The organism is Hoeflea prorocentri (assembly GCF_027944115.1).
GTDB lineage: Bacteria > Pseudomonadota > Alphaproteobacteria > Rhizobiales > Rhizobiaceae > Hoeflea_A > Hoeflea_A prorocentri.
In genome coordinates this window covers 1,926,553-1,944,132 of record NZ_JAPJZI010000001.1, presented here as the reverse complement: position 1 = coordinate 1,944,132, position 17,580 = coordinate 1,926,553, and the positions used below count along the sequence as shown (strand labels likewise).

19 protein-coding genes and 1 tRNA gene are annotated in these 17,580 nt (G+C 57.0%); 9 read left to right on the top strand and 11 right to left on the bottom strand.

Translation table 11 applies throughout. The annotated features are described in order from the left end of the window. Window positions 1-142 precede the first annotated feature (142 nt). From OQ273_RS09105 to gyrA, 3 genes are all read left to right on the top strand, one after another. Entirely contained in the window at window positions 143-619 is a 477-nt protein-coding gene (locus tag OQ273_RS09105; RefSeq protein WP_267990128.1) for a single-stranded DNA-binding protein, read from the top strand. A 92-nt stretch (window positions 620-711) separates the two neighbouring features. After that, the gene (locus OQ273_RS09100; protein WP_267990127.1) at window positions 712-1,098 is read left to right on the top strand and encodes a hypothetical protein; all 387 of its coding nucleotides are present in this window, start codon (window positions 712-714) and stop codon (window positions 1,096-1,098) included. Window positions 1,099-1,428: 330 nt separating this feature from the next. Further along, the gene (gene gyrA / locus OQ273_RS09095; protein WP_267993065.1) at window positions 1,429-4,161 is read left to right on the top strand and encodes a DNA gyrase subunit A; all 2,733 of its coding nucleotides are present in this window, start codon (window positions 1,429-1,431) and stop codon (window positions 4,159-4,161) included. 91 nt (window positions 4,162-4,252) lie between these two features. On the opposite strand, the gene OQ273_RS09090 is transcribed toward gyrA, so the two are convergent. After that, window positions 4,253-4,387 (bottom strand): hypothetical protein, encoded by a 135-nt coding sequence (locus OQ273_RS09090; RefSeq protein WP_267990126.1) that lies wholly within the window; start codon window positions 4,385-4,387, stop codon window positions 4,253-4,255. Window positions 4,388-4,892: 505 nt separating this feature from the next. On the opposite strand from OQ273_RS09090, the gene coaD reads away from it, so the two are divergent. The 5 genes from coaD to tgt all read left to right on the top strand — a co-directional run bounded on the left by coaD (window position 4,893) and on the right by tgt (window position 8,795). Further along, window positions 4,893-5,384 (top strand): pantetheine-phosphate adenylyltransferase, encoded by a 492-nt coding sequence (coaD, locus tag OQ273_RS09085; RefSeq protein ID WP_267990125.1) that lies wholly within the window; start codon window positions 4,893-4,895, stop codon window positions 5,382-5,384. Window positions 5,385-5,503: 119 nt separating this feature from the next. Then, on the top strand, window positions 5,504-6,007 hold the full coding sequence (locus tag OQ273_RS09080; RefSeq protein WP_425493411.1) for a peptidylprolyl isomerase: 504 nt from the start codon (window positions 5,504-5,506) through the stop codon (window positions 6,005-6,007). Window positions 6,008-6,025: 18 nt separating this feature from the next. Beyond that, window positions 6,026-6,499 carry a peptidylprolyl isomerase gene (locus tag OQ273_RS09075; RefSeq protein WP_267990123.1) on the top strand — a complete coding sequence of 158 codons (474 nt, stop codon included), beginning with the start codon at window positions 6,026-6,028 and terminating at the stop codon, window positions 6,497-6,499. Between the two features lie 74 nt (window positions 6,500-6,573). After that, window positions 6,574-7,665, top strand: coding sequence for a tRNA preQ1(34) S-adenosylmethionine ribosyltransferase-isomerase QueA (queA, locus tag OQ273_RS09070; RefSeq protein WP_267990122.1), 1,092 nt, complete (start codon window positions 6,574-6,576; stop codon window positions 7,663-7,665). Then, window positions 7,662-8,795 carry a tRNA guanosine(34) transglycosylase Tgt gene (gene tgt, locus OQ273_RS09065; RefSeq protein ID WP_267990121.1) on the top strand — a complete coding sequence of 378 codons (1,134 nt, stop codon included), beginning with the start codon at window positions 7,662-7,664 and terminating at the stop codon, window positions 8,793-8,795. Before queA ends, tgt begins: the two co-directional genes overlap by 4 nt. Here the strand turns inward: tgt and fghA are convergent. The 5 genes from fghA to OQ273_RS09040 form a co-directional block, all read right to left on the bottom strand. Beyond that, complete coding sequence (gene fghA, locus OQ273_RS09060; RefSeq protein WP_267990120.1) at window positions 8,792-9,628, bottom strand: S-formylglutathione hydrolase; 837 nt, start codon at window positions 9,626-9,628, stop codon at window positions 8,792-8,794. The genes tgt and fghA overlap by 4 nt on opposite strands. 24 nt (window positions 9,629-9,652) lie before the next feature. Beyond that, a complete protein-coding gene (locus OQ273_RS09055) occupies window positions 9,653-10,735 on the bottom strand; it encodes a glutathione S-transferase family protein (RefSeq protein WP_267990119.1) in 1,083 nt (360 codons plus the stop codon). Then, window positions 10,732-11,199 carry a YaiI/YqxD family protein gene (locus OQ273_RS09050; RefSeq protein WP_267990118.1) on the bottom strand — a complete coding sequence of 156 codons (468 nt, stop codon included), beginning with the start codon at window positions 11,197-11,199 and terminating at the stop codon, window positions 10,732-10,734. The genes OQ273_RS09055 and OQ273_RS09050 overlap by 4 nt, the downstream gene beginning before the upstream one ends. 7 nt (window positions 11,200-11,206) lie before the next feature. Next, window positions 11,207-12,316 (bottom strand): S-(hydroxymethyl)glutathione dehydrogenase/class III alcohol dehydrogenase, encoded by a 1,110-nt coding sequence (locus tag OQ273_RS09045; protein WP_267990117.1) that lies wholly within the window; start codon window positions 12,314-12,316, stop codon window positions 11,207-11,209. Window positions 12,317-12,424: 108 nt separating this feature from the next. Beyond that, window positions 12,425-12,814, bottom strand: a complete 390-nt coding sequence (locus tag OQ273_RS09040; RefSeq protein WP_267990116.1) for a helix-turn-helix domain-containing protein — start codon at window positions 12,812-12,814, stop codon at window positions 12,425-12,427. A 272-nt stretch (window positions 12,815-13,086) separates the two neighbouring features. Between OQ273_RS09040 and OQ273_RS09035 the strand changes: the two genes are divergently transcribed. After that, window positions 13,087-13,518, top strand: a complete 432-nt coding sequence (locus tag OQ273_RS09035) for a potassium channel family protein (RefSeq protein ID WP_267990115.1) — start codon at window positions 13,087-13,089, stop codon at window positions 13,516-13,518. Window positions 13,519-13,550: 32 nt separating this feature from the next. Here the strand turns inward: OQ273_RS09035 and lipB are convergent, their stop codons facing one another. From lipB to cyoB, 5 genes are all read right to left on the bottom strand, one after another. Further along, window positions 13,551-14,270, bottom strand: a complete 720-nt coding sequence (gene lipB / locus OQ273_RS09030) for a lipoyl(octanoyl) transferase LipB (protein WP_267990114.1) — start codon at window positions 14,268-14,270, stop codon at window positions 13,551-13,553. A gap of 117 nt (window positions 14,271-14,387) precedes the next feature. Then, window positions 14,388-14,472, bottom strand: a tRNA-Leu gene (locus tag OQ273_RS09025). A 144-nt stretch (window positions 14,473-14,616) separates the two neighbouring features. Further along, window positions 14,617-14,928 (bottom strand): cytochrome o ubiquinol oxidase subunit IV, encoded by a 312-nt coding sequence (gene cyoD / locus OQ273_RS09020; RefSeq protein WP_267990113.1) that lies wholly within the window; start codon window positions 14,926-14,928, stop codon window positions 14,617-14,619. Then, window positions 14,925-15,542, bottom strand: coding sequence for a cytochrome o ubiquinol oxidase subunit III (gene cyoC, locus OQ273_RS09015; protein ID WP_267990112.1), 618 nt, complete (start codon window positions 15,540-15,542; stop codon window positions 14,925-14,927). The genes cyoD and cyoC overlap by 4 nt, the downstream gene beginning before the upstream one ends. Before the next feature lies 1 nt (window position 15,543). After that, a complete protein-coding gene (gene cyoB, locus OQ273_RS09010) occupies window positions 15,544-17,574 on the bottom strand; it encodes a cytochrome o ubiquinol oxidase subunit I (RefSeq protein WP_267990111.1) in 2,031 nt (676 codons plus the stop codon). Window positions 17,575-17,580: the final 6 nt, after the last annotated feature.

Sequence of the window (17,580 nt, the reverse complement as noted above, 5' to 3'; positions counted from 1 at the left end):
TAGAACATAATGTGAACAAAAAAGCTCCTGTGGATAGTTTTATCCTGACACCCATGGGGCTGTGCGATGGTCTATGGTCGCCGGAAATCGAAGGGCAGGGTCCACGGCAAGAGACCCTTTTCCACACTTATGAGGTTTGGATATGGCAGGCAGCGTCAACAAGGTTATTTTGGTGGGCAATCTCGGTGCAGATCCGGAAATCCGCCGCACACAGGATGGGCGGCCTATTGCCAATCTGCGTGTTGCGACCTCGGAGAGCTGGCGTGATCGCAATTCCGGCGAACGGCGTGAACGCACAGAGTGGCACCGTGTGGTGATCTTCAACGAGGGCCTTTGCAAGATTGCGGAACAGTATCTGCGAAAAGGCTCGAAGATTTACGTGGAAGGTCAACTTCAGACGCGCAAATGGCAGGACCAGAGCGGACAGGACCGCTATTCCACGGAAGTGGTGCTCCAGGGGTTCAATTCCGCTCTGACGATGCTGGATGGCCGTTCTGATAGCCCCGGTGGCGGCGGAGGCGGCGGTGGTTTTGGCGATACGCAGCAGGATTACGGTCAGCCGGCGCCCGCGCAGGAAGGCGGTTTTTCAAGAGACATGGACGACGAAATCCCGTTCTGACCAACACGGGGTGTCATTCGATCCTCGCGTGCATGTGATTTCCCTCAATCCACTCCTTGTGCGATGGGATTTAAAAAGGGAGATTACAGTCCATGAAACCAGCGCAATATAAACACCAACTCCTTCGCCTGGTCAGTGCTCTTTGCCTTGCCGTTATGATATCGCCGGCCGTTGCGGGTGAGGTCGACGTTGTTGCGACTGAAGCGGAACGTCAGTCCGACGGCAAGTGGCGCTTCTCGGTCACGCTTCTGCACGATGATGAAGGGTGGGATCACTATGCCGACCGCTGGGATGTGGTTGGTCCGGACGGTACGGTTTACGGCGAGCGCGTTCTGGCGCACCCGCACGAAAATGAGCAGCCGTTCACACGTTCTCTGCCGGGTGTCTCAATTCCCGAGGGTGTGACAACCGTAACCATTCGAGGCCATGACAACGTTCATGGACTGGGAGGCAAGGAACTCGTTCTGGAGTTGAAATAAGCCGGTTGTGGCGTTGAAAAAGCACCCGGAAACGCTGGATAGAGCCGCATTTTGCCCACCGGATTCCGCTTCTGTTGCGTTCGGAAGATCAGTTGGGCTCGTTCGCCTGAACCGGGTAATAGACAGTGAAAATGCCGTTTATCGCCGAATCGTGCCGGACGAATATGAGCTCGCCGAAAAATATTGAAATAACCGTCTGAAAACATTGGAAAATATCGCCGATATTTGATGGTCTTCAAGTTGGCTTTTAAGGGGCTGATCGTCTATAAAAGGCACAACTGATTCTGCATCTTATGACGGACTTTATTTTTGTCGGAACACGATAACTCCCTGACGCCTCCCTCCGATCCATCAGGTATTGAACCCATCTCCATCATGGAGGAGATGCAGCGCTCCTATCTCGATTATGCCATGAGCGTGATCGTCAGCCGTGCGCTGCCTGATGTACGCGATGGTCTCAAGCCCGTTCACCGGCGTATCCTGTACGCCATGCATGAGGGCGGATTTCACTGGAACCGCAAATATGTGAAATCGTCCCGCATCATCGGTGACGTCATGGGTAAGTACCACCCCCATGGCGACCAGGCGATCTATGATGCCATGGTGCGCATGGCTCAGGATTTCTCCATGCGTGTGCCGCTGATCGACGGTCAGGGCAATTTTGGTTCGATCGATGGCGACCCTCCGGCTGCGATGCGTTATACGGAATCGCGCCTGGCAAAGGTTGCGCATGAGCTGCTGGAAGATATCGACAAGGACACGGTCGATTTCCAGGAAAACTATGATGCCTCGGCCAAGGAGCCGCGCGTTGTTCCAGCACGATTCCCGAACCTGCTCGTCAACGGCGCCGGCGGTATCGCCGTCGGAATGGCAACGAATATTCCACCGCACAATCTTGGCGAGGTGATCGACGGCTGTTTTGCTTTGATCGACAATCCCTCGATTGAACTCGCCGAACTGCAGGAAATCATACCGGGACCCGATTTTCCGACCGGAGGTCTGATCCTGGGCCGTTCAGGCATTCGCTCCGCCTATGACACGGGCCGCGGCTCGGTCATGATGCGTGGAAAGGTCGATGTCGAACAGATCAGGGGCGACCGCGAGGCCCTGATTATCACCGAGATTCCGTATCAGGTGAACAAGGCGTCGATGATCGAGAAAATGGCCGAACTGGTGCGAGAGAAACGCATCGAGGGCATTTCTGATATTCGTGACGAATCCGACCGCGACGGATACCGCGTTGTCATCGAGCTGAAGCGCGACGCCGTCGCCGACGTGGTCTTGAACCAGCTTTACCGGTTTACGCCGCTGCAGACATCGTTCGGCTGCAACATGGTCGCATTGAACGGCGGCAAACCTGAGCAGATGACCTTAATGGACATGCTGAAGGCGTTTGTCACCTTCCGCGAAGAGGTCATCAGCCGGCGCACGAAATTTCTGCTGAACAAGGCGCGTGACCGGGCGCATGTCCTGGTCGGTCTGGCGATCGCTGTTGCGAATATCGATGAGATTATCAGCCTGATCCGCAACGCGCCGGATCCCGGTACGGCACGGAGCCAGTTGATGGAGCGCCGCTGGCCGGCAAAGGATGTCGAGCCGCTTATCGTCCTGATTGACGATCCACGCCATCGCATCAATGAAGACGGGACCTATAACCTTTCGGAAGAGCAGGCGCGTGCCATTCTGGAATTGCGGCTTGCGCGCCTAACAGCGCTTGGCCGGGATGAAATTGCGGATGAACTCAACGAGATCGGCACCGAGATCAAGGACTATCTTGAAATCCTTGGCTCACGCATTCGCATTCTGGAGATCGTCAAGCAGGAACTGAAAGATGTCCGCGACGAATTCGCGACACCACGGCGAACGGAGATCACTGAAGGCGGTGCCGACATGGACGATGAAGACCTCATCGCCCGTGAAGACATGGTCGTTACGGTATCGCATTCCGGCTACATCAAACGGGTGCCGCTCGCGACCTACCGCGCGCAACGGCGCGGCGGTAAGGGTCGCTCCGGCATGTCGACGCGCGACGAGGATTTCGTCAACCGTCTTTTTGTGGCTAACACGCATACCCCGGTTCTGTTCTTCTCCTCGCGTGGCATCGTTTACAAGGAGAAAGTCTGGCGGCTACCGATCGGGTCGCCTCAGGCACGCGGCAAGGCGCTCATCAACATGCTGCCACTGCAACAGGGTGAGCGCATCACTTCAATCATGCCGCTGCCGGAGGACGAGGAAAGCTGGAGTCAGCTCGACGTCATGTTCTCGACGACACGCGGTACGGTTCGGCGCAACAAGCTTTCCGATTTCGTACAGGTGAACCGCAACGGCAAGATCGCCATGAAACTCGACGATGAGAAGGATGAGATTCTCAATGTCGAGACCTGCGACGAAAATGATGATGTCTTGCTGACCACAGCGCTCGGACAATGCATCCGTTTCCCGGTGACCGATGTGCGTGTCTTTGCCGGGCGCAATTCGATCGGAGTGCGCGGAATTTCGCTTGCAGACGGCGATCATGTGATTTCGATGGCCATTTTGCAACATGTGGAGGCAACGCCGGCCGAGCGGGCGGCTTATATCAAGCGCAGCCGGGCCGATGATGTCGAACTTGTTGGTGAGGACACCTCGGCCGATGGCGAAGAGGAACTGACGGACGAAAGGGCAAAAGAACTGCAGGAACGTGAGCAGTTCGTGTTGACTGTCAGTGAGAAGGGTTTTGGAAAACGCTCATCTTCCTATGATTTCCGGATTTCCGGTCGCGGCGGAAAGGGGATCCGTGCAACCGATACCAGCAAGGTCGACGAGATCGGCCAGTTGGTGGCAACATTCCCGGTCGAACATGACGACCAGATCATGCTGGTTTCCGATGGCGGGCAACTGATCCGGGTGCCGGTCGATGGAATTCGCATCGCCAGCCGGGCAACCAAGGGTGTGACTATATTCTCAACGTCAAAACAGGAAAAAGTGGTTTCGGTCGAACGTATCAACGAACCGGAAGACGAAGAGGATGAAAACGGCGGCGAGGGTGACGAAAGCGCCGAAGGCGCTGAGGCAACGGAATAAAAAAATCCGGATGGTTGGGGCCATCCGGATTAGTTGGGGACTTGATTGGAGGTCATTGAGAGTCCCTAGGGTAAATAAGAAAACTGTAAGACTATCCCTTAATTCGGCGACGTGCTTTTTCAGTTGCTTCGACCTGTTCGCGATGCATGGCATGCATTGCCGCGCCCATGGTCGCAAGGAACATTGAGGCTATAAGTACCGCCAGTATTGTCAGCGCTGTAACCATTTTTTTGTCTCCTCGGTGTCATTAGCCGAATGACGAAGGGTGTTTTTCCAACGCCCTTGTTGAAGATATGGGGTTCCATTCTCCCGCATTCAATGTGCATCAAGCGCCTTGTGATCTTCGGTCTCTTTATGCACACGTCTTCGTGAATTCGGCGTCGACGCTCTTTTCCTCATCCTGGTCACTTGCGGATGCGGTTTCTGACGGTCTGGCGCTCATCGCGCTCGGAAGCCAGAAGGGCCGCAGCGGCAAAACTGATCGTGATAAATAACGTAGCGATGAAAGCTAAAATAAGCATTTGCGTTTCCTCTCGAATTGTCCTGATCACGTTAACGAATTCACGCTGAAGCCTGTCTGAAGCGCCCGTTCAGCCTTCGTTCATGTGCCGAATCCGGTTGGAAGTGCCTACTGCGGATGGCTGCCGCGTTCGTTTTGCTTGCGTGGCAGGCGCGGAAATGACAAAAGCAGGAAACTGGTCCGCTACGGACCGATTTGATCCGGGTAGCCCATGACGATCGCGTTTTATCCGGGATCCTTTGATCCCATCACCAACGGTCATCTGGATGTTTTGATCCAGGCGCTCAACGTTGCCGAAACTGTTGTTGTCGGGATCGGGATTCAGGTTTCCAAAAAACCGATGTTCAGCTTTGAGGAACGGGCAGACCTGATACGCCAGTCCATTGCGGATGTTACGCCCGGCGATGAAAAGCGCGTTTCCGTCGTTTCGTTCGACAAACTGGCCGTCGACGCCGCACGGCAAGCCGGTGCAAGCCTCTTGATGCGAGGTCTCCGGGACGGCTCTGATCTTGATTATGAAATGCAGATGGCCGGGATGAACCGCGAGATGGCGCCGGAAATCCAGACGGTGTTTCTTCCCGCAAGCCCGTTGAACCGGCCTATTACCGCCACATTGGTGCGTCAGATCGCTGCCATGGGCGGAGATATCAGTGCATTTGTGCCGCCCCCGGTCCTGAACGCACTTAAAAACAGACAGAGCTGATCTGCGCGGGCCGCCCCAGCTATTCCTGAAAAACCCCTGGAGTAATCATGAAGTTCATCAAATCCTTTGCCGTTGCGGTTGTGCTTGCGTTTTCGAGCTTATCGTATGCATGGGCGGATATGGATCCGCAAAACAAGATGACGATCACCCTCAAGGATGGTGATGTTGTCATCGAATTGCTGCCGGATGTTGCGCCGGAGCATGTCGCCCGCATTCGTGAGCTCGCCAATTCGGGTGAATACGACAATGTTGCCTTTCATCGCGTGATCGAAGGGTTCATGGCGCAGACCGGCGACGTTGAATACGGTGACATGGAAGGCGGCTTCAATGCGCGCCTGGTCGGAACCGGCGGGTCAAGCCAACCGGACCTCAAGCAGGAGTTTTCCGGCGTTCCATTCGAACCCGGCATTGTTGGCATGGCACGCTCGAGCAATCCTGATTCAGCAAATTCCCAGTTCTTCATCATGTTCGAGCGCGCCGGCTCGCTGGACGGCCAATACACGGTGTTTGGCCGTGTTGTTCACGGCATGGAACATGTAAACAATATCAAGCGTGGCGACGCCGCGGCCAATGGGGCCGTTCAAAATCCGGACCGCATGATCAAGGTGCGGGTCGGCGAATAACAAAACAAGGAGATTAAGATGGCCGACTACAAGGATCCGGAAAACACCATCGTCATGGAAACCAGCAAGGGCAAGGTCGTTATCGAACTCCTGCCGGATCTTGCGCCGAACCATGTCAACCGTATCAAGGAACTGTCGCGGGAAAACTTCTACGACGGCGTCGTGTTTCACCGGGTTATTGACGGCTTCATGGCCCAGACCGGCGATCCGACCGGCACCGGCATGGGCGGCTCGGAAAAACCCGATCTGCAGGCTGAATTCTCCAATATGAACCACGTGCGCGGAACCTGTTCCATGGCCCGCTCACAAAGCCCGAATTCTGCCAATTCCCAGTTCTTCATCTGTTTTGACGAGGCACCTTGGCTGAACAAGCAATACAGTGTCTGGGGTCAGGTGGTCGAAGGAATGGATGTCATCGATCAGATCAAGCGCGGAGAGCCCGTCAATGATCCCGACAGCATTTCCAGCATGCGCGTTGCTGCTGACATCTGAACCATTCACCTATAAAAGACAGACGCCCGTTTCATTGGAAGCGGGCGTTCATTTTTTGAGTTCCAGCGGTTTCCATGCGCGTAGATCTGTTCGACTTTGAACTACCCGACAGCGCGATTGCCTTGCGCCCCGCGGCTCCGCGCGACAGTGCCAAAATGCTGATTGTCGATCCGCAATCTGGTCTGAGCGACCGGTCCGTCAGCGATCTCACCGAAGTATTGCGGCCGGGCGATGCGCTGGTGCTCAACGACACACGGGTGATTCCGGCGCAACTCGATGGACAGAGATTGCGTAAGACGCAAGACGGAGAGGCTGTCTCACACTTTTCCGCAACCTTGCACATGCGCACAGGAGCAGATCGCTGGAAGGCGTTTGTAAAACCGGCAAAGAGGATTGTCGCTGGCGACCGGTTCCGTTTCGGTTTTGGAAATGCCTGTCAGGCCGGCTTCGTTGAAGGAGCCGTGGAGAGCAAGGGAGAGGCAGGCGAGGTCGAACTCAGATTTGATCTTTCAGGAGCTGCCCTTGATGAGGCCATCTATGCGATCGGTCATGTGCCGCTGCCGCCTTACATCGCCTCCAAACGTCCAGACGATGAGCAAGACCGGACCGACTACCAGACCGTCTATGCGCGCCAGGATGGGGCCGTCGCGGCACCAACAGCCGGTCTTCATTTTACCGGTGAACTTTTTGACAGGCTGGAAAAGGCGGGCATTGAGAAGCACTTTTTGACCCTGCACGTCGGCGCCGGCACGTTCCTGCCCGTCAAGGCCGATGACACGGACGACCATGTCATGCATGCCGAAGTCGGTGAAATACCGAGCTCTGTTGCCGATGCCCTCAATGCGGTAAAGGCGCGGGGAAACCGTATCGTCTCTGTTGGCACCACCTCGATGCGCCTGCTTGAAAGCGCGGCGGATGAAGACGGACAACTTCATGCCTGGCACGGCCCGACGGATATCTTCATCACGCCGGGTTACCGGTTCCGCTTCGTCGATATGCTGATGACAAATTTTCACTTGCCGCGATCGACCCTTTTCATGCTGGTTTGCGCTTTTTCGGGATACGACAGAATGCAGGCGGCCTATCGTCATGCTATCGAGACCGGCTACCGGTTCTATTCCTATGGCGATGCCAGCCTCCTGATAAGAGCGGAGCGGGAATCATGACCACGGAAACGTTTCAGTTTTCGCTTCTTTCAACCGATGGCGGCGCGCGTCGCGGGTCCATTACCATGCCACGCGGCGAGATCCGCACACCTGCTTTCATGCCGGTTGGAACAGGCGGCACGGTCAAGGCCATGTATATGGATCAGGTGCGCGAGCTCGGAGCCGATGTGATCCTCGGCAACACTTACCACCTGATGTTGCGCCCTGGCGCGGAAAGAGTGGCGCGCCTTGGCGGCCTTCATGAATTTTGCCGCTGGCAACACCCGATCCTTACCGATTCCGGCGGGTTCCAGGTCATGTCTCTGGCAGGTCTGCGCAAAATCACCGAAAAGGGCGTGACTTTCCAGTCCCATGTTGACGGTTCCCGCCACGACATGTCGCCGGAGCGTTCGATCGAGATACAAGGCCTGCTCGGCTCCGACATCCAGATGCAGCTGGACGAGTGCGTACGTTTGCCCGCCGATGCCGACGAGATAGAACGGGCCATGGAAATGTCCCTGCGCTGGGCTGAGCGATGTAAGGCGGCCTTTGGCGACCAGCCGGGAAAGGCGATGTTCGGCATCGTTCAGGGCGGCGACGTCAAGGCCCTACGCGAGCGTTCAGCCGAAGCCTTAAGCGCGATGGACCTGAAGGGATACGCCATAGGTGGTCTGGCCGTTGGCGAGCCGCAGGATGTCATGCTTGATATGCTCGACATTACCGCGCCGTTGTTGCCGCAGCAAAAGCCACGCTATCTCATGGGTGTCGGCACACCGGACGATATTTTGAAGTCGGTTGCACGCGGCATCGACATGTTCGACTGCGTCATGCCAACCAGGGCAGGGCGTCACGGCCTTGCCTATACGCGCCTTGGCAAGATCAACCTGCGCAATGCGCGCCATGCAGAGGATCCGCGGCCGCTGGATGAACAGTCCGCCTGTCCGGCAGCACGGGACTATTCGCGCGCTTACCTCCACCATCTGGTTCGTTCGAATGAAGCCCTCGGCGGCATGCTGCTGACCTGGAACAATCTGGCTTATTATCAGCAGCTCATGCAGGGTGCGCGCGACGCCATCGAGGCGGGTCGTTTTCATGCATTCATGGCGGAAACCCAGGCCCGCTGGGACAAGGGCGATCTCGACCCGGTCTAAACCGAGAGTCGCTCAGCATGCCAGCGCAAATGGTCGTCCATGAACGTGGAAATGAAATAGTAGGAGTGGTCATAGCCCTCCTGCATCCGCAAGGTCAGCTTGCTGCCTGTATCCTTGCAGGCAGCTTCCAGAAGCCATGGCCGCAGGCCGCTATCTAGAAAGCCGTCGGCACCGCCCTGATCGACAAGGAACTCGGGAAAGGATGCACCGTCCTCGATCAGAAAACAGGCATCGTGTTGGCGCCAGACAGCCTCGTCGTCACCCAGATAGGCGCGAAAGGCATTCATTGACCAGTCCGCCGTCGCCGGATGAACGATCGGCGCAAAGGCCGAGCAACTCTTGAAGCGATCGGGGTTTTTCAGGGCCATGGTCAACGCGCCATGACCGCCCATGGAGTGGCCGAACACGCCTTGTCTGCCCATATCGGCCGGAAACTCATCGGCGATGATGCGCGGCAGTTCCTCTACAACATAGGAGTACATCCGGTAGTTTTTCGCCCAGGGTGCCTCGGTCGCATCCACATAAAAGCCGGCGCCCTTGCCGATCTGCCAGTTGTCCTCCACATCGGCGACGTCATCACCGCGCGGGCTTGTATCCGGACAAACGATGATCAGCCCAAGCTCTGCGGCGAGGCGGCGATATTCCCCCTTTTCCATCACATTCGCGTGGGTGCAGGTGAGGCCGGAGAGGTACCAAAGCACCGGGCAGGGCATTTTCTTTGCCTGGGGCGGGATAAAGACGGCAAACGTCATGTCGCAACCGCAGCATTGCGATGCATGCCTGTAGACGCCCTGTGTGCCGCCGAAAGATTTGGCTTTGCTGACGATTTCCATGAACAGTCGTTCCTCTGCTGCAAGTTACCGATCGAGAATGAGTTGAAAATTCTCCCGCCGGACCCGGGACTTAATACGCAACGAGCTCAGATCGCCACCGCCGATTTCCGACAAAAATGTCAGGGCGCTCTGCTCATCATCGCCGGAATAGCTCTGCAGCCGATCGCAAAGGTTCTGAAGCATCCATTGCGTATATGGGAAAACCGCCCGCCGTCCGGTGGCTTCGGCCAGTGTGAAGGCGTGAAAACCGATTGCCCGCGGCAGCTCGCGCTCCCTGTGTGTTGCGGCGTGTTTCTCAATCTCGCGGACTGTGTCGAGAAGGACCGGCAAATGCTCGCTGCAGGCACGGCGCAGGACCGGCAAGATCGTTGCTGGCAGGGCATCTTCATCGCTGCTGATATGGGTACCGCGGTCCTTTGCACTGCGCACACGTTCAACCCATCGCACAACGGCCGGCGCCCTTTGGCGCATCAGTTCACCGGATGCCGGATCGCGGTAAAGGTGTGCATATAGCGGGCCGAAAAGGGCGAAATCGCCAAGCGTGGGTGCCGCGCCGAGAACATAATCATGGACGCTGAAATGGCGCTCCAACTCGCGAAGCAGGCCGAGATAGCTCTGTTCAATGGCCGGGATCGTTGCCTCGCTGATACCCAGCGCCGGTAGAGCCTCCGCGAATGGCTTTGCAATACGTTCACCGATTGCGAGTTGCTCCCCCGCAGGCATTGCAGGTGCAGACAGTGCCCCAAACTCGGAGATCGCAAAATCCCGATTGTAGTTCCACCGATAATGCATAGCCGCAAGGACAAGCCATTCGTCCGCATAAAGTTCCAGAAGAAGCGAGGCGAGTGTGCGTCTGGGACCACCGGGAATGGCCGGCGGCGATGGATGGGCGGCCTCGAACCGCCGGATTATCTCCGTTGTGTCCTGGAGGAATGTTCCGTCTGAAAGTTCAACGACCGGAATGACCAGCCATCCGATATTGGGCAGGATCTTGTGAACATAGACATCTCGTGTCGCCGGGACCTCCTCATAGTCCAGACCCTTCCAGTCCAGGTAGGATCGCAGCTTCCCGGAGAAGTACGAAACCTCTGCGCCGTACATCTTCATGATGTCTTTGCCCCGGGGCTTCGCCTGGCCAGTTGATCAAGCACCTGCAGGAACTGCGAGCGGTCCCGTTGTGTGAACGGGGCATTGCGCCCGTCGATCTCGCCGGCTTCGCGAAGATACTGGTTGAGATTGCGGTTCGCCGTCGCCATGCCGATGGATTGACTGTCAAACAGTCGCCCATTGGGAGCGACCGCAACACAGCCCTTTTCAACGCAGCGTCCGGCAAGGAGAATATCTGCCGTCACGATAATATCGTTCGCGCCGGCGTGCTCGACGATCCAATCGTCCGCCGCGTCAAACCCAGCCGATACAATCACGTTTTTCACCATCGGATCTCGGGACGGGCGCAGGCCGCTATTGGCGACCAGCGTAACCATCATGCCGTGACGTTCGGCGACTTTGAGCGTTTCGGCCTTGACGGGGCAGGCATCCGCATCGACGAAGATCGTCGCGATTTCGCTCATTCTTCGATCAGTAGACCACGACCGAGCGGATGGATTCGCCCGCATGCATCAGATCGAAACCCTTGTTGATCTCATCGAGGCTGAGCGTGTGGGTGATCATCGGGTCGATCTCGACCTTTCCCTGCATATACCAGTCGACGATCTTGGGAACATCGGTCCGGCCCCGCGCGCCTCCGAAAGCGGTGCCCCGCCAGGAGCGTCCGGTGACCAGCTGGAAGGGCCGTGTGGAGATCTCCTGACCCGACCCGGCCACGCCGATGATGATGGATTCGCCCCAGCCCTTGTGGCAGCATTCGAGTGCATCGCGCATCACTTTCACATTGCCAATACATTCAAACGAGTAATCGGCGCCGCCCTTGGTCAGATCGACGAGATAGGGCACCAGATCGCCTTCAACCTCGCTCGGATTGACGAAATGCGTCATCCCGAACCGCTCGCCCCATTCCTTCTTGTCGTTGTTGAGGTCGACGCCGACGATCATCTCCGCGCCGATCAGCCGCAAACCCTGGATAACGTTGAGGCCGATTCCGCCGAGACCAAAAACGACGGCCCGACATCCAGGTTCCGCTTTCGCCGTGTTGATGACGGCGCCAATCCCGGTTGTGACGCCGCAACCGATATAGCAAACCTTGTCGAAGGGGGCGTCCGGGTTGATTTTCGCCAACGCGATTTCAGGCAGGACCGTAAAATTGGCGAAGGTCGACGTTCCCATATAGTGAAAAATCTTCTCGCCGTTCAAAGAGAACCGGCTTGTCCCGTCCGGCATGAGACCCTGACCCTGGGTGGTGCGTATGGCCTGGCACAGATTGGTTTTCGGATTGAGGCAATATTCGCACTCGCGGCATTCGGGCGTGTAGAGCGGAATGACATGGTCGCCGGGTTTGACCGATTTGACACCCGGCCCCACTTCGCGAACGATACCCGCACCTTCATGACCGAGAATGGCCGGGAAAATGCCCTCCGGATCAGCGCCCGAAAGCGTAAACTCATCCGTGTGGCAGATGCCGGTTGCCATGATTTCAACGAGAACCTCGCCCTCTTGCGGCCCCTCAAGCTGTACGGTGGCTATCTCCAGCGGTTTGCCGGCCTCTACAGCCAATGCAGCGCGAACGTCCATCTTCTTCCTCCTGCCGGTCCCTGAACCTGTATCGAACCGCACACTGTCAGAGCAAAGGCCGGCGATCAACATGCCAGTTTGATAAAAACCGCACGTCAGTCGCAGGATCTATTTCTCGATCTGTCTTGAAACTCGTTCTGTCTCAGCCGCAATCGAATCGATCATCAGCCCCATCGCCGCATGGGCTCGTTTAAGCTTGGACAATTGCTCACTCAGAACTTTCAGTTCCGAATTGACCACATGAACCGCCGGCGATTCGCCAATGCCGTTCAGGAGCCAGGTGGGTGAGACGCCAAGAACGCCGGCCAGCATCGTGACACGGTTTGCGCGAGGCTCGGACCGGTCTGTCTCCCATGCCTGCACGGTTTCGGTCTTGACACCCAGCCTGCGGGCCAATTGAGACGACGTAAGGTCCAGAGCGTCCCGGGCGCGGGAGATGCGGCCGCCAAGTGTATCGTAATCGGGAGGCGCGACAATTAGGTCGGCTGCGGCCATCATGGGTTTCTCCTGCATGTCGGTGTTTTGCTTGCAATCGGTATTGCGCTGCAACGACTTATAAGTCGCTATATATGTTAAGCAATGGCGAGGGGGTGCGGCTTTTCCGTTTCCGTCATTTATATGCCGATTGCCGTTGCAAGGTGGTTTGTTTGACACCCTTGGTTGCCAATCGCTTTGACACGGCGCAGCGGACCAATCACATTCGCAAGCAGTTCGCGCCGGGCATGCGCTTGGTTGTAACTGCAGAAAACTGGCATTCGGAGTGAGACTTCATGCTCAAAGAATTGTTGCTCGGTTCATTCGTCGTATCGCTGACGGTCATTGTTCACACGTTTGGCCTGATCGGCGTGGCGAATGTGATGAACCGGTTTGCCGGGCGGAACCCGCTCCATGAATTTCGCAGCAAGATCATATCAATGGTGATTCTGGTTCATGGGCTTCTTGCGCTCCACACAATCGAAATATGGATCTGGGCAGGAATCTATCGCGTCACCGGCGCAGTCAAAAGCATTTCGGATGGCATCTACTTTTCCGCAATAACCTTCTCGACCCTCGGCTATGGCGACTCCCTGATCAATGTGGAATGGCGTATGCTTGCTGGTATGGAGGGACTGAGCGGTTTCGTGCTGATCGGCTGGTCAACCGCGTATCTTGTTGCAGCGTCGACGCGCATTGGCCCGTTTGAAGCCGGCAAACACTTCTAGATATCAGGTGGCTGGATTGAAACGGGTTTGTTTCAGTCCCTGGAAACAACCGTTGGCCCAAAGACTTCTTCAAAGGACTGGCGCAAAACCACGTCTGTGTCTTCCATCGTCACCGGAAGGCCAAGATCCACCAGGCTGGTAACCCCGTGACCGGTGACGCCGCAGGGTACAATGCCGGAAAAATGCTCAAGATCCGGTTCCACATTGATGGATATGCCGTGGAAACTGACCCACCGGCGCAACCTGATACCAATTGCGGCAACTTTGTCCTCGGCCGGTGCGCCGTCGGGAAGGGCAGGGCGCTCCGGCCGGGTCACCCAGACGCCGACACGGTCCTCACGCCGCTCGCCTTTGACATTCATGCCCGCCAGCGTGTCGATGATCCAGGCTTCCAGCGCTGCGACAAAGGCGCGGACATCGCAGTGTCGCCGTTTGAGATCGAGCATGACATATGCCACGCGCTGGCCGGGGCCGTGATAAGTGTATTCACCGCCACGTCCGGTTTGATAGACAGGGAAGCGGTTGGGTGCCAGCAGATCGCTCTCCCGCGCGCTGGTGCCCGCTGTATAGAGCGGCGGATGTTCAACCAGCCACACCAGCTCGTTCGCGTCGCCGTCGCGAATGGCCTTGGCCCGGGCTTCCATGCACCGCACGGCGTCTTCGTAATCCGTCAGCCCCGGCACAAGGCGCCATTCGACCGGCGGTGAACCGCCGGTGGGAAGGAATTGTGCTTCAAGGTCGCTTCTTTGCATGAGCAAGGTGCTCCGGTAACCACCAGCGCACTATGTGGCGCAGCCTTGACCATCGCGCAAGTCGACAGCGTAAAATACGGCCGAGAGCCATCGTTCAGTTTTGATAACCTGGAAAAATGGTGCGGTCGAGAAGACTCGAACTTCCACGGGTTGCCCCACAGCGACCTCAACGCTGCGCGTCTACCAATTCCGCCACGACCGCACGTGGTAGAAGCCGTTACCGGCGCGCCGCATGTACCAAATCACCCTGTGCCTTACAAGGGGCGGCATTGTTTTTTTGCGGTTCATTTCCAGCAGTTTGATGCGCGACGGTGGAAACACTCGCCGACTGGTGCCTAGCGCCGTCTCAACCCATCATCCTGTGGTGCAGATCGAACATGATCCAAAGCGAGCCACCGACCATTATGAAGATCAAGACAGCGGCAAAGGCGAGCGCCAGCAGGTTCTCACGCGGCGTGGTCCGAAGATTGAGGTGCAGGAAAAAGTACATATGCACAAGCATTTGCACGACTGCCGCAATCGCAATGATAACCAGCGTCGTTCCAACCGCCATTGCGCCCGTCCACACCAGTGCAAACGGGATCGCCGTCAGGATCAGGGCGAGGATGAAACCGGTGAGATAAGACCGGTAGGTATGTGTGACTTCGCGCTGACTCATGACAGGATCCCCGGCAGATAGACGACCGAGAAGATCCCGATCCAGACAATGTCGAGGAAATGCCAAAAGAGGCCGAGCCGGTAGAGCCTGGAACGCACGGGATTGGTGAGCCCCTTGACTGCAATCTGGCCGACCATCACGAGAATTCCGACGATGCCGGCTGTCACATGCAGTCCATGCGTGCCGACCAGCGTGAAGAAGGCCGACAGGAAACCGCTTGTGCCGGGGCCTGCGCCCGCATTGATCATGCCGACGAACTCGCTGACTTCCATGGCAACAAAGCCCGCGCCAAGACATGCCGTGACCACCAACCAGAAAATGACACGGTTGTTCTGATTCTCAAGCGAAGAAAGTGTCGCGAAGCCGAATGTGATGCTTGAAAGCAGCAGCAGGAAGGTTTCGCCTGCCGTATGCTGCAGGTCGAAAAGTGATTTGGCATCGGGGCCGGCCGCAATATTGCCGCTCATGACCACATAGGTTGCAAACATCAGTGCGAAGATGATCGCATCCGTCATCAGGTAGAGCCAGAAGCCGAATTCACGTTCCTCGAATGCTTTGCCGCCGCCTAGCTCAAGGGTTCCGTGATCCGTGGTGGGCGTGTCCGCAATCGTCATGTCAGATATTTCCCGGTTGCGGTTGTTTACCGGCTGTGCCGCCGGCAACTTCGGCATCTGAGGGGATGGTCAGCGTGGAGTAAACTCGTGTGCGTTCAAACGCCTCCACCTCTGCAGCGGTGATTGTATATTCGTCATCGTCATTGCTGCAGCGGATGATCAGAACCGCAAGCACTGCGACAAGGCAGAGAGCGGCCAGCCAGTAAATATGCCAGATCATAGCAAAGCCCAGAAGGAAGCCTAATCCTCCGAGGATAACGCCGGCGCCCGTGCTCTTGGGCATGTGAATGTCCTCGTATTGCGTGGGCTTCGCTGCGACCACGCCGCGCCGTTTCATGTCGGCGAAGGCGTCAAGATCCTTGACCTGGGGAAGTACGGCAAAATTGTACGGAGCCGGAGGTGAGGCGGTGGCCCATTCCAGTGTACGTCCGTTCCACGGATCGCCCGTCACATCCATATTCTGGGCCCTGTCGCGTACGCTGACGATGAGCTGCATGATGATGCAGCCGATGCCGATCAGGATCAGGACCGCGCCGATGGCGGCGACCTGCAGATAGGGCTGCCACTCCGGCACGTTGTAATGCTCCATCCGCCGGACCATTCCCATGAAACCGAGCACGTAGAGCGGCATGAAGGCCAGATAAAAGCCGATGATCCAGAACCAGAAGGCGCGAATGCCCCAGGTCTCGTTGAGTTTGAAGCCGAAAGCCTTGGGGAACCAGTAATTCATTCCGGCGAAATAGCCGAACAGGGCGCCGGGGATCAGCATATTGTGGAAATGTGCGACCAGGAAGGTCGAGTTATGCATCAGGTAGTCCGCAGGCGGCAGGGCCAGAAGGACGCCGCTGACGCCGCCGATGACAAAGGTCACGATGAAGCCGATGGTCCAGTACATGGACGGGTGAAAGACAATCCGGCCGCGATACATGGTGAACAGCCAATCGAACACTTTCACACCGGTCGGTACGGCAATCACCATGGTTGCAATGCCGAAAAACGCGTTCACATTGGCGCTCGAACCCATCGTGAAGAAGTGGTGCAGCCAGACGGTGAACGACAGGATGCCGATGCAGCCGGTTGCATAGACCAGCGAATCGTAGCCGAAGAGACGCTTGCCGGAGAAGGTCGCGACGACTTCAGAATAGACGCCGAAAGCCGGCAGGATGAGGATATAGACCTCCGGGTGTCCCCAGATCCAAAGCAGGTTGGCGAAGTTCATCATGTTTCCGCCGTCGCCATTGGTGAAGAAATGGAACTCGAGATAGCGGTCGAGGCCAAGCTGAATCGCGACGACGGTCAGCGCAGGGAATGCAAAGGCCATCAACAGGCTGACCACCAGCGTCGTCCAGGAGAACATCGGCATGCGCATCAGCGTCATGCCGGGCGCACGCTTTTTCAGGATCGTCACGACGAAGTTGATGCCGGTCAGCGTGCTGCCGACCCCGCTGACAGCCAATGCCCAGATCCAGTAGTCGACACCCACACCCGGGCTGTATTCGATGCCGGAGAAAGGGGGATATCCGGTCCAGCCCGCCTCTGAGAATTTGCCAATAACCAGTGAAATCAGAACCAGCCCGGCGCCGGCAGCCGTCAGCCAGAAACTGACAGAGTTCAAGAATGGAAAAGCAACGTCGCGCGCACCGATCTGCTGTGGGGCAACAATGTTGAAAAGCCCGGTCAGGAACGGCATGGCCATGAAAAAGACCATGATCGTGCCGTGAGAACTGAATATCTGTTCAAAGTGATCCGGTGGCAGATAGCCCTCGGAGTTCAGTGCAAAGGCCTGTTGCGCCCGCATCATGATGGCGTCGATAAACCCGCGCAGCAGCATCACGAGAGCGAGAACGATATACATGATGCCGATCTTCTTGTGATCGACGCTCGTCACCCACTCGGTCCAGAAATAGCGCCAGGCTTTGAAATAGGTCAGCAGGCCGACGACGATCAGCCCGCCAAGAACGGTCACGCCGGCACCCGCCATCGCGACCCAGCTATAGAACGGAAGGGCATCGATCGTCAGTCGTCCAAGCATGCTGTC

Coding starts and splice junctions, on each gene's coding strand:
- OQ273_RS09105 (WP_267990128.1), top strand. CDS start 143: ATGGCAGGCAGCGTCAACAAGGTTATTTTGGTGGGCAATCTCGGTGCA.
- OQ273_RS09100 (WP_267990127.1), top strand. CDS start 712: ATGAAACCAGCGCAATATAAACACCAACTCCTTCGCCTGGTCAGTGCT.
- OQ273_RS09090 (WP_267990126.1), bottom strand. CDS start 4,387: ATGGTTACAGCGCTGACAATACTGGCGGTACTTATAGCCTCAATGTTC.
- coaD (WP_267990125.1), top strand. CDS start 4,893: ATGACGATCGCGTTTTATCCGGGATCCTTTGATCCCATCACCAACGGT.
- OQ273_RS09080 (WP_425493411.1), top strand. CDS start 5,504: ATGGATCCGCAAAACAAGATGACGATCACCCTCAAGGATGGTGATGTT.
- OQ273_RS09075 (WP_267990123.1), top strand. CDS start 6,026: ATGGCCGACTACAAGGATCCGGAAAACACCATCGTCATGGAAACCAGC.
- queA (WP_267990122.1), top strand. CDS start 6,574: ATGCGCGTAGATCTGTTCGACTTTGAACTACCCGACAGCGCGATTGCC.
- tgt (WP_267990121.1), top strand. CDS start 7,662: ATGACCACGGAAACGTTTCAGTTTTCGCTTCTTTCAACCGATGGCGGC.
- fghA (WP_267990120.1), bottom strand. CDS start 9,628: ATGGAAATCGTCAGCAAAGCCAAATCTTTCGGCGGCACACAGGGCGTC.
- OQ273_RS09055 (WP_267990119.1), bottom strand. CDS start 10,735: ATGAAGATGTACGGCGCAGAGGTTTCGTACTTCTCCGGGAAGCTGCGA.
- OQ273_RS09050 (WP_267990118.1), bottom strand. CDS start 11,199: ATGAGCGAAATCGCGACGATCTTCGTCGATGCGGATGCCTGCCCCGTC.
- OQ273_RS09045 (WP_267990117.1), bottom strand. CDS start 12,316: ATGGACGTTCGCGCTGCATTGGCTGTAGAGGCCGGCAAACCGCTGGAG.
- OQ273_RS09040 (WP_267990116.1), bottom strand. CDS start 12,814: ATGATGGCCGCAGCCGACCTAATTGTCGCGCCTCCCGATTACGATACA.
- OQ273_RS09035 (WP_267990115.1), top strand. CDS start 13,087: ATGCTCAAAGAATTGTTGCTCGGTTCATTCGTCGTATCGCTGACGGTC.
- lipB (WP_267990114.1), bottom strand. CDS start 14,270: ATGCAAAGAAGCGACCTTGAAGCACAATTCCTTCCCACCGGCGGTTCA.
- cyoD (WP_267990113.1), bottom strand. CDS start 14,928: ATGAGTCAGCGCGAAGTCACACATACCTACCGGTCTTATCTCACCGGT.
- cyoC (WP_267990112.1), bottom strand. CDS start 15,542: ATGACGATTGCGGACACGCCCACCACGGATCACGGAACCCTTGAGCTA.
- cyoB (WP_267990111.1), bottom strand. CDS start 17,574: ATGCTTGGACGACTGACGATCGATGCCCTTCCGTTCTATAGCTGGGTC.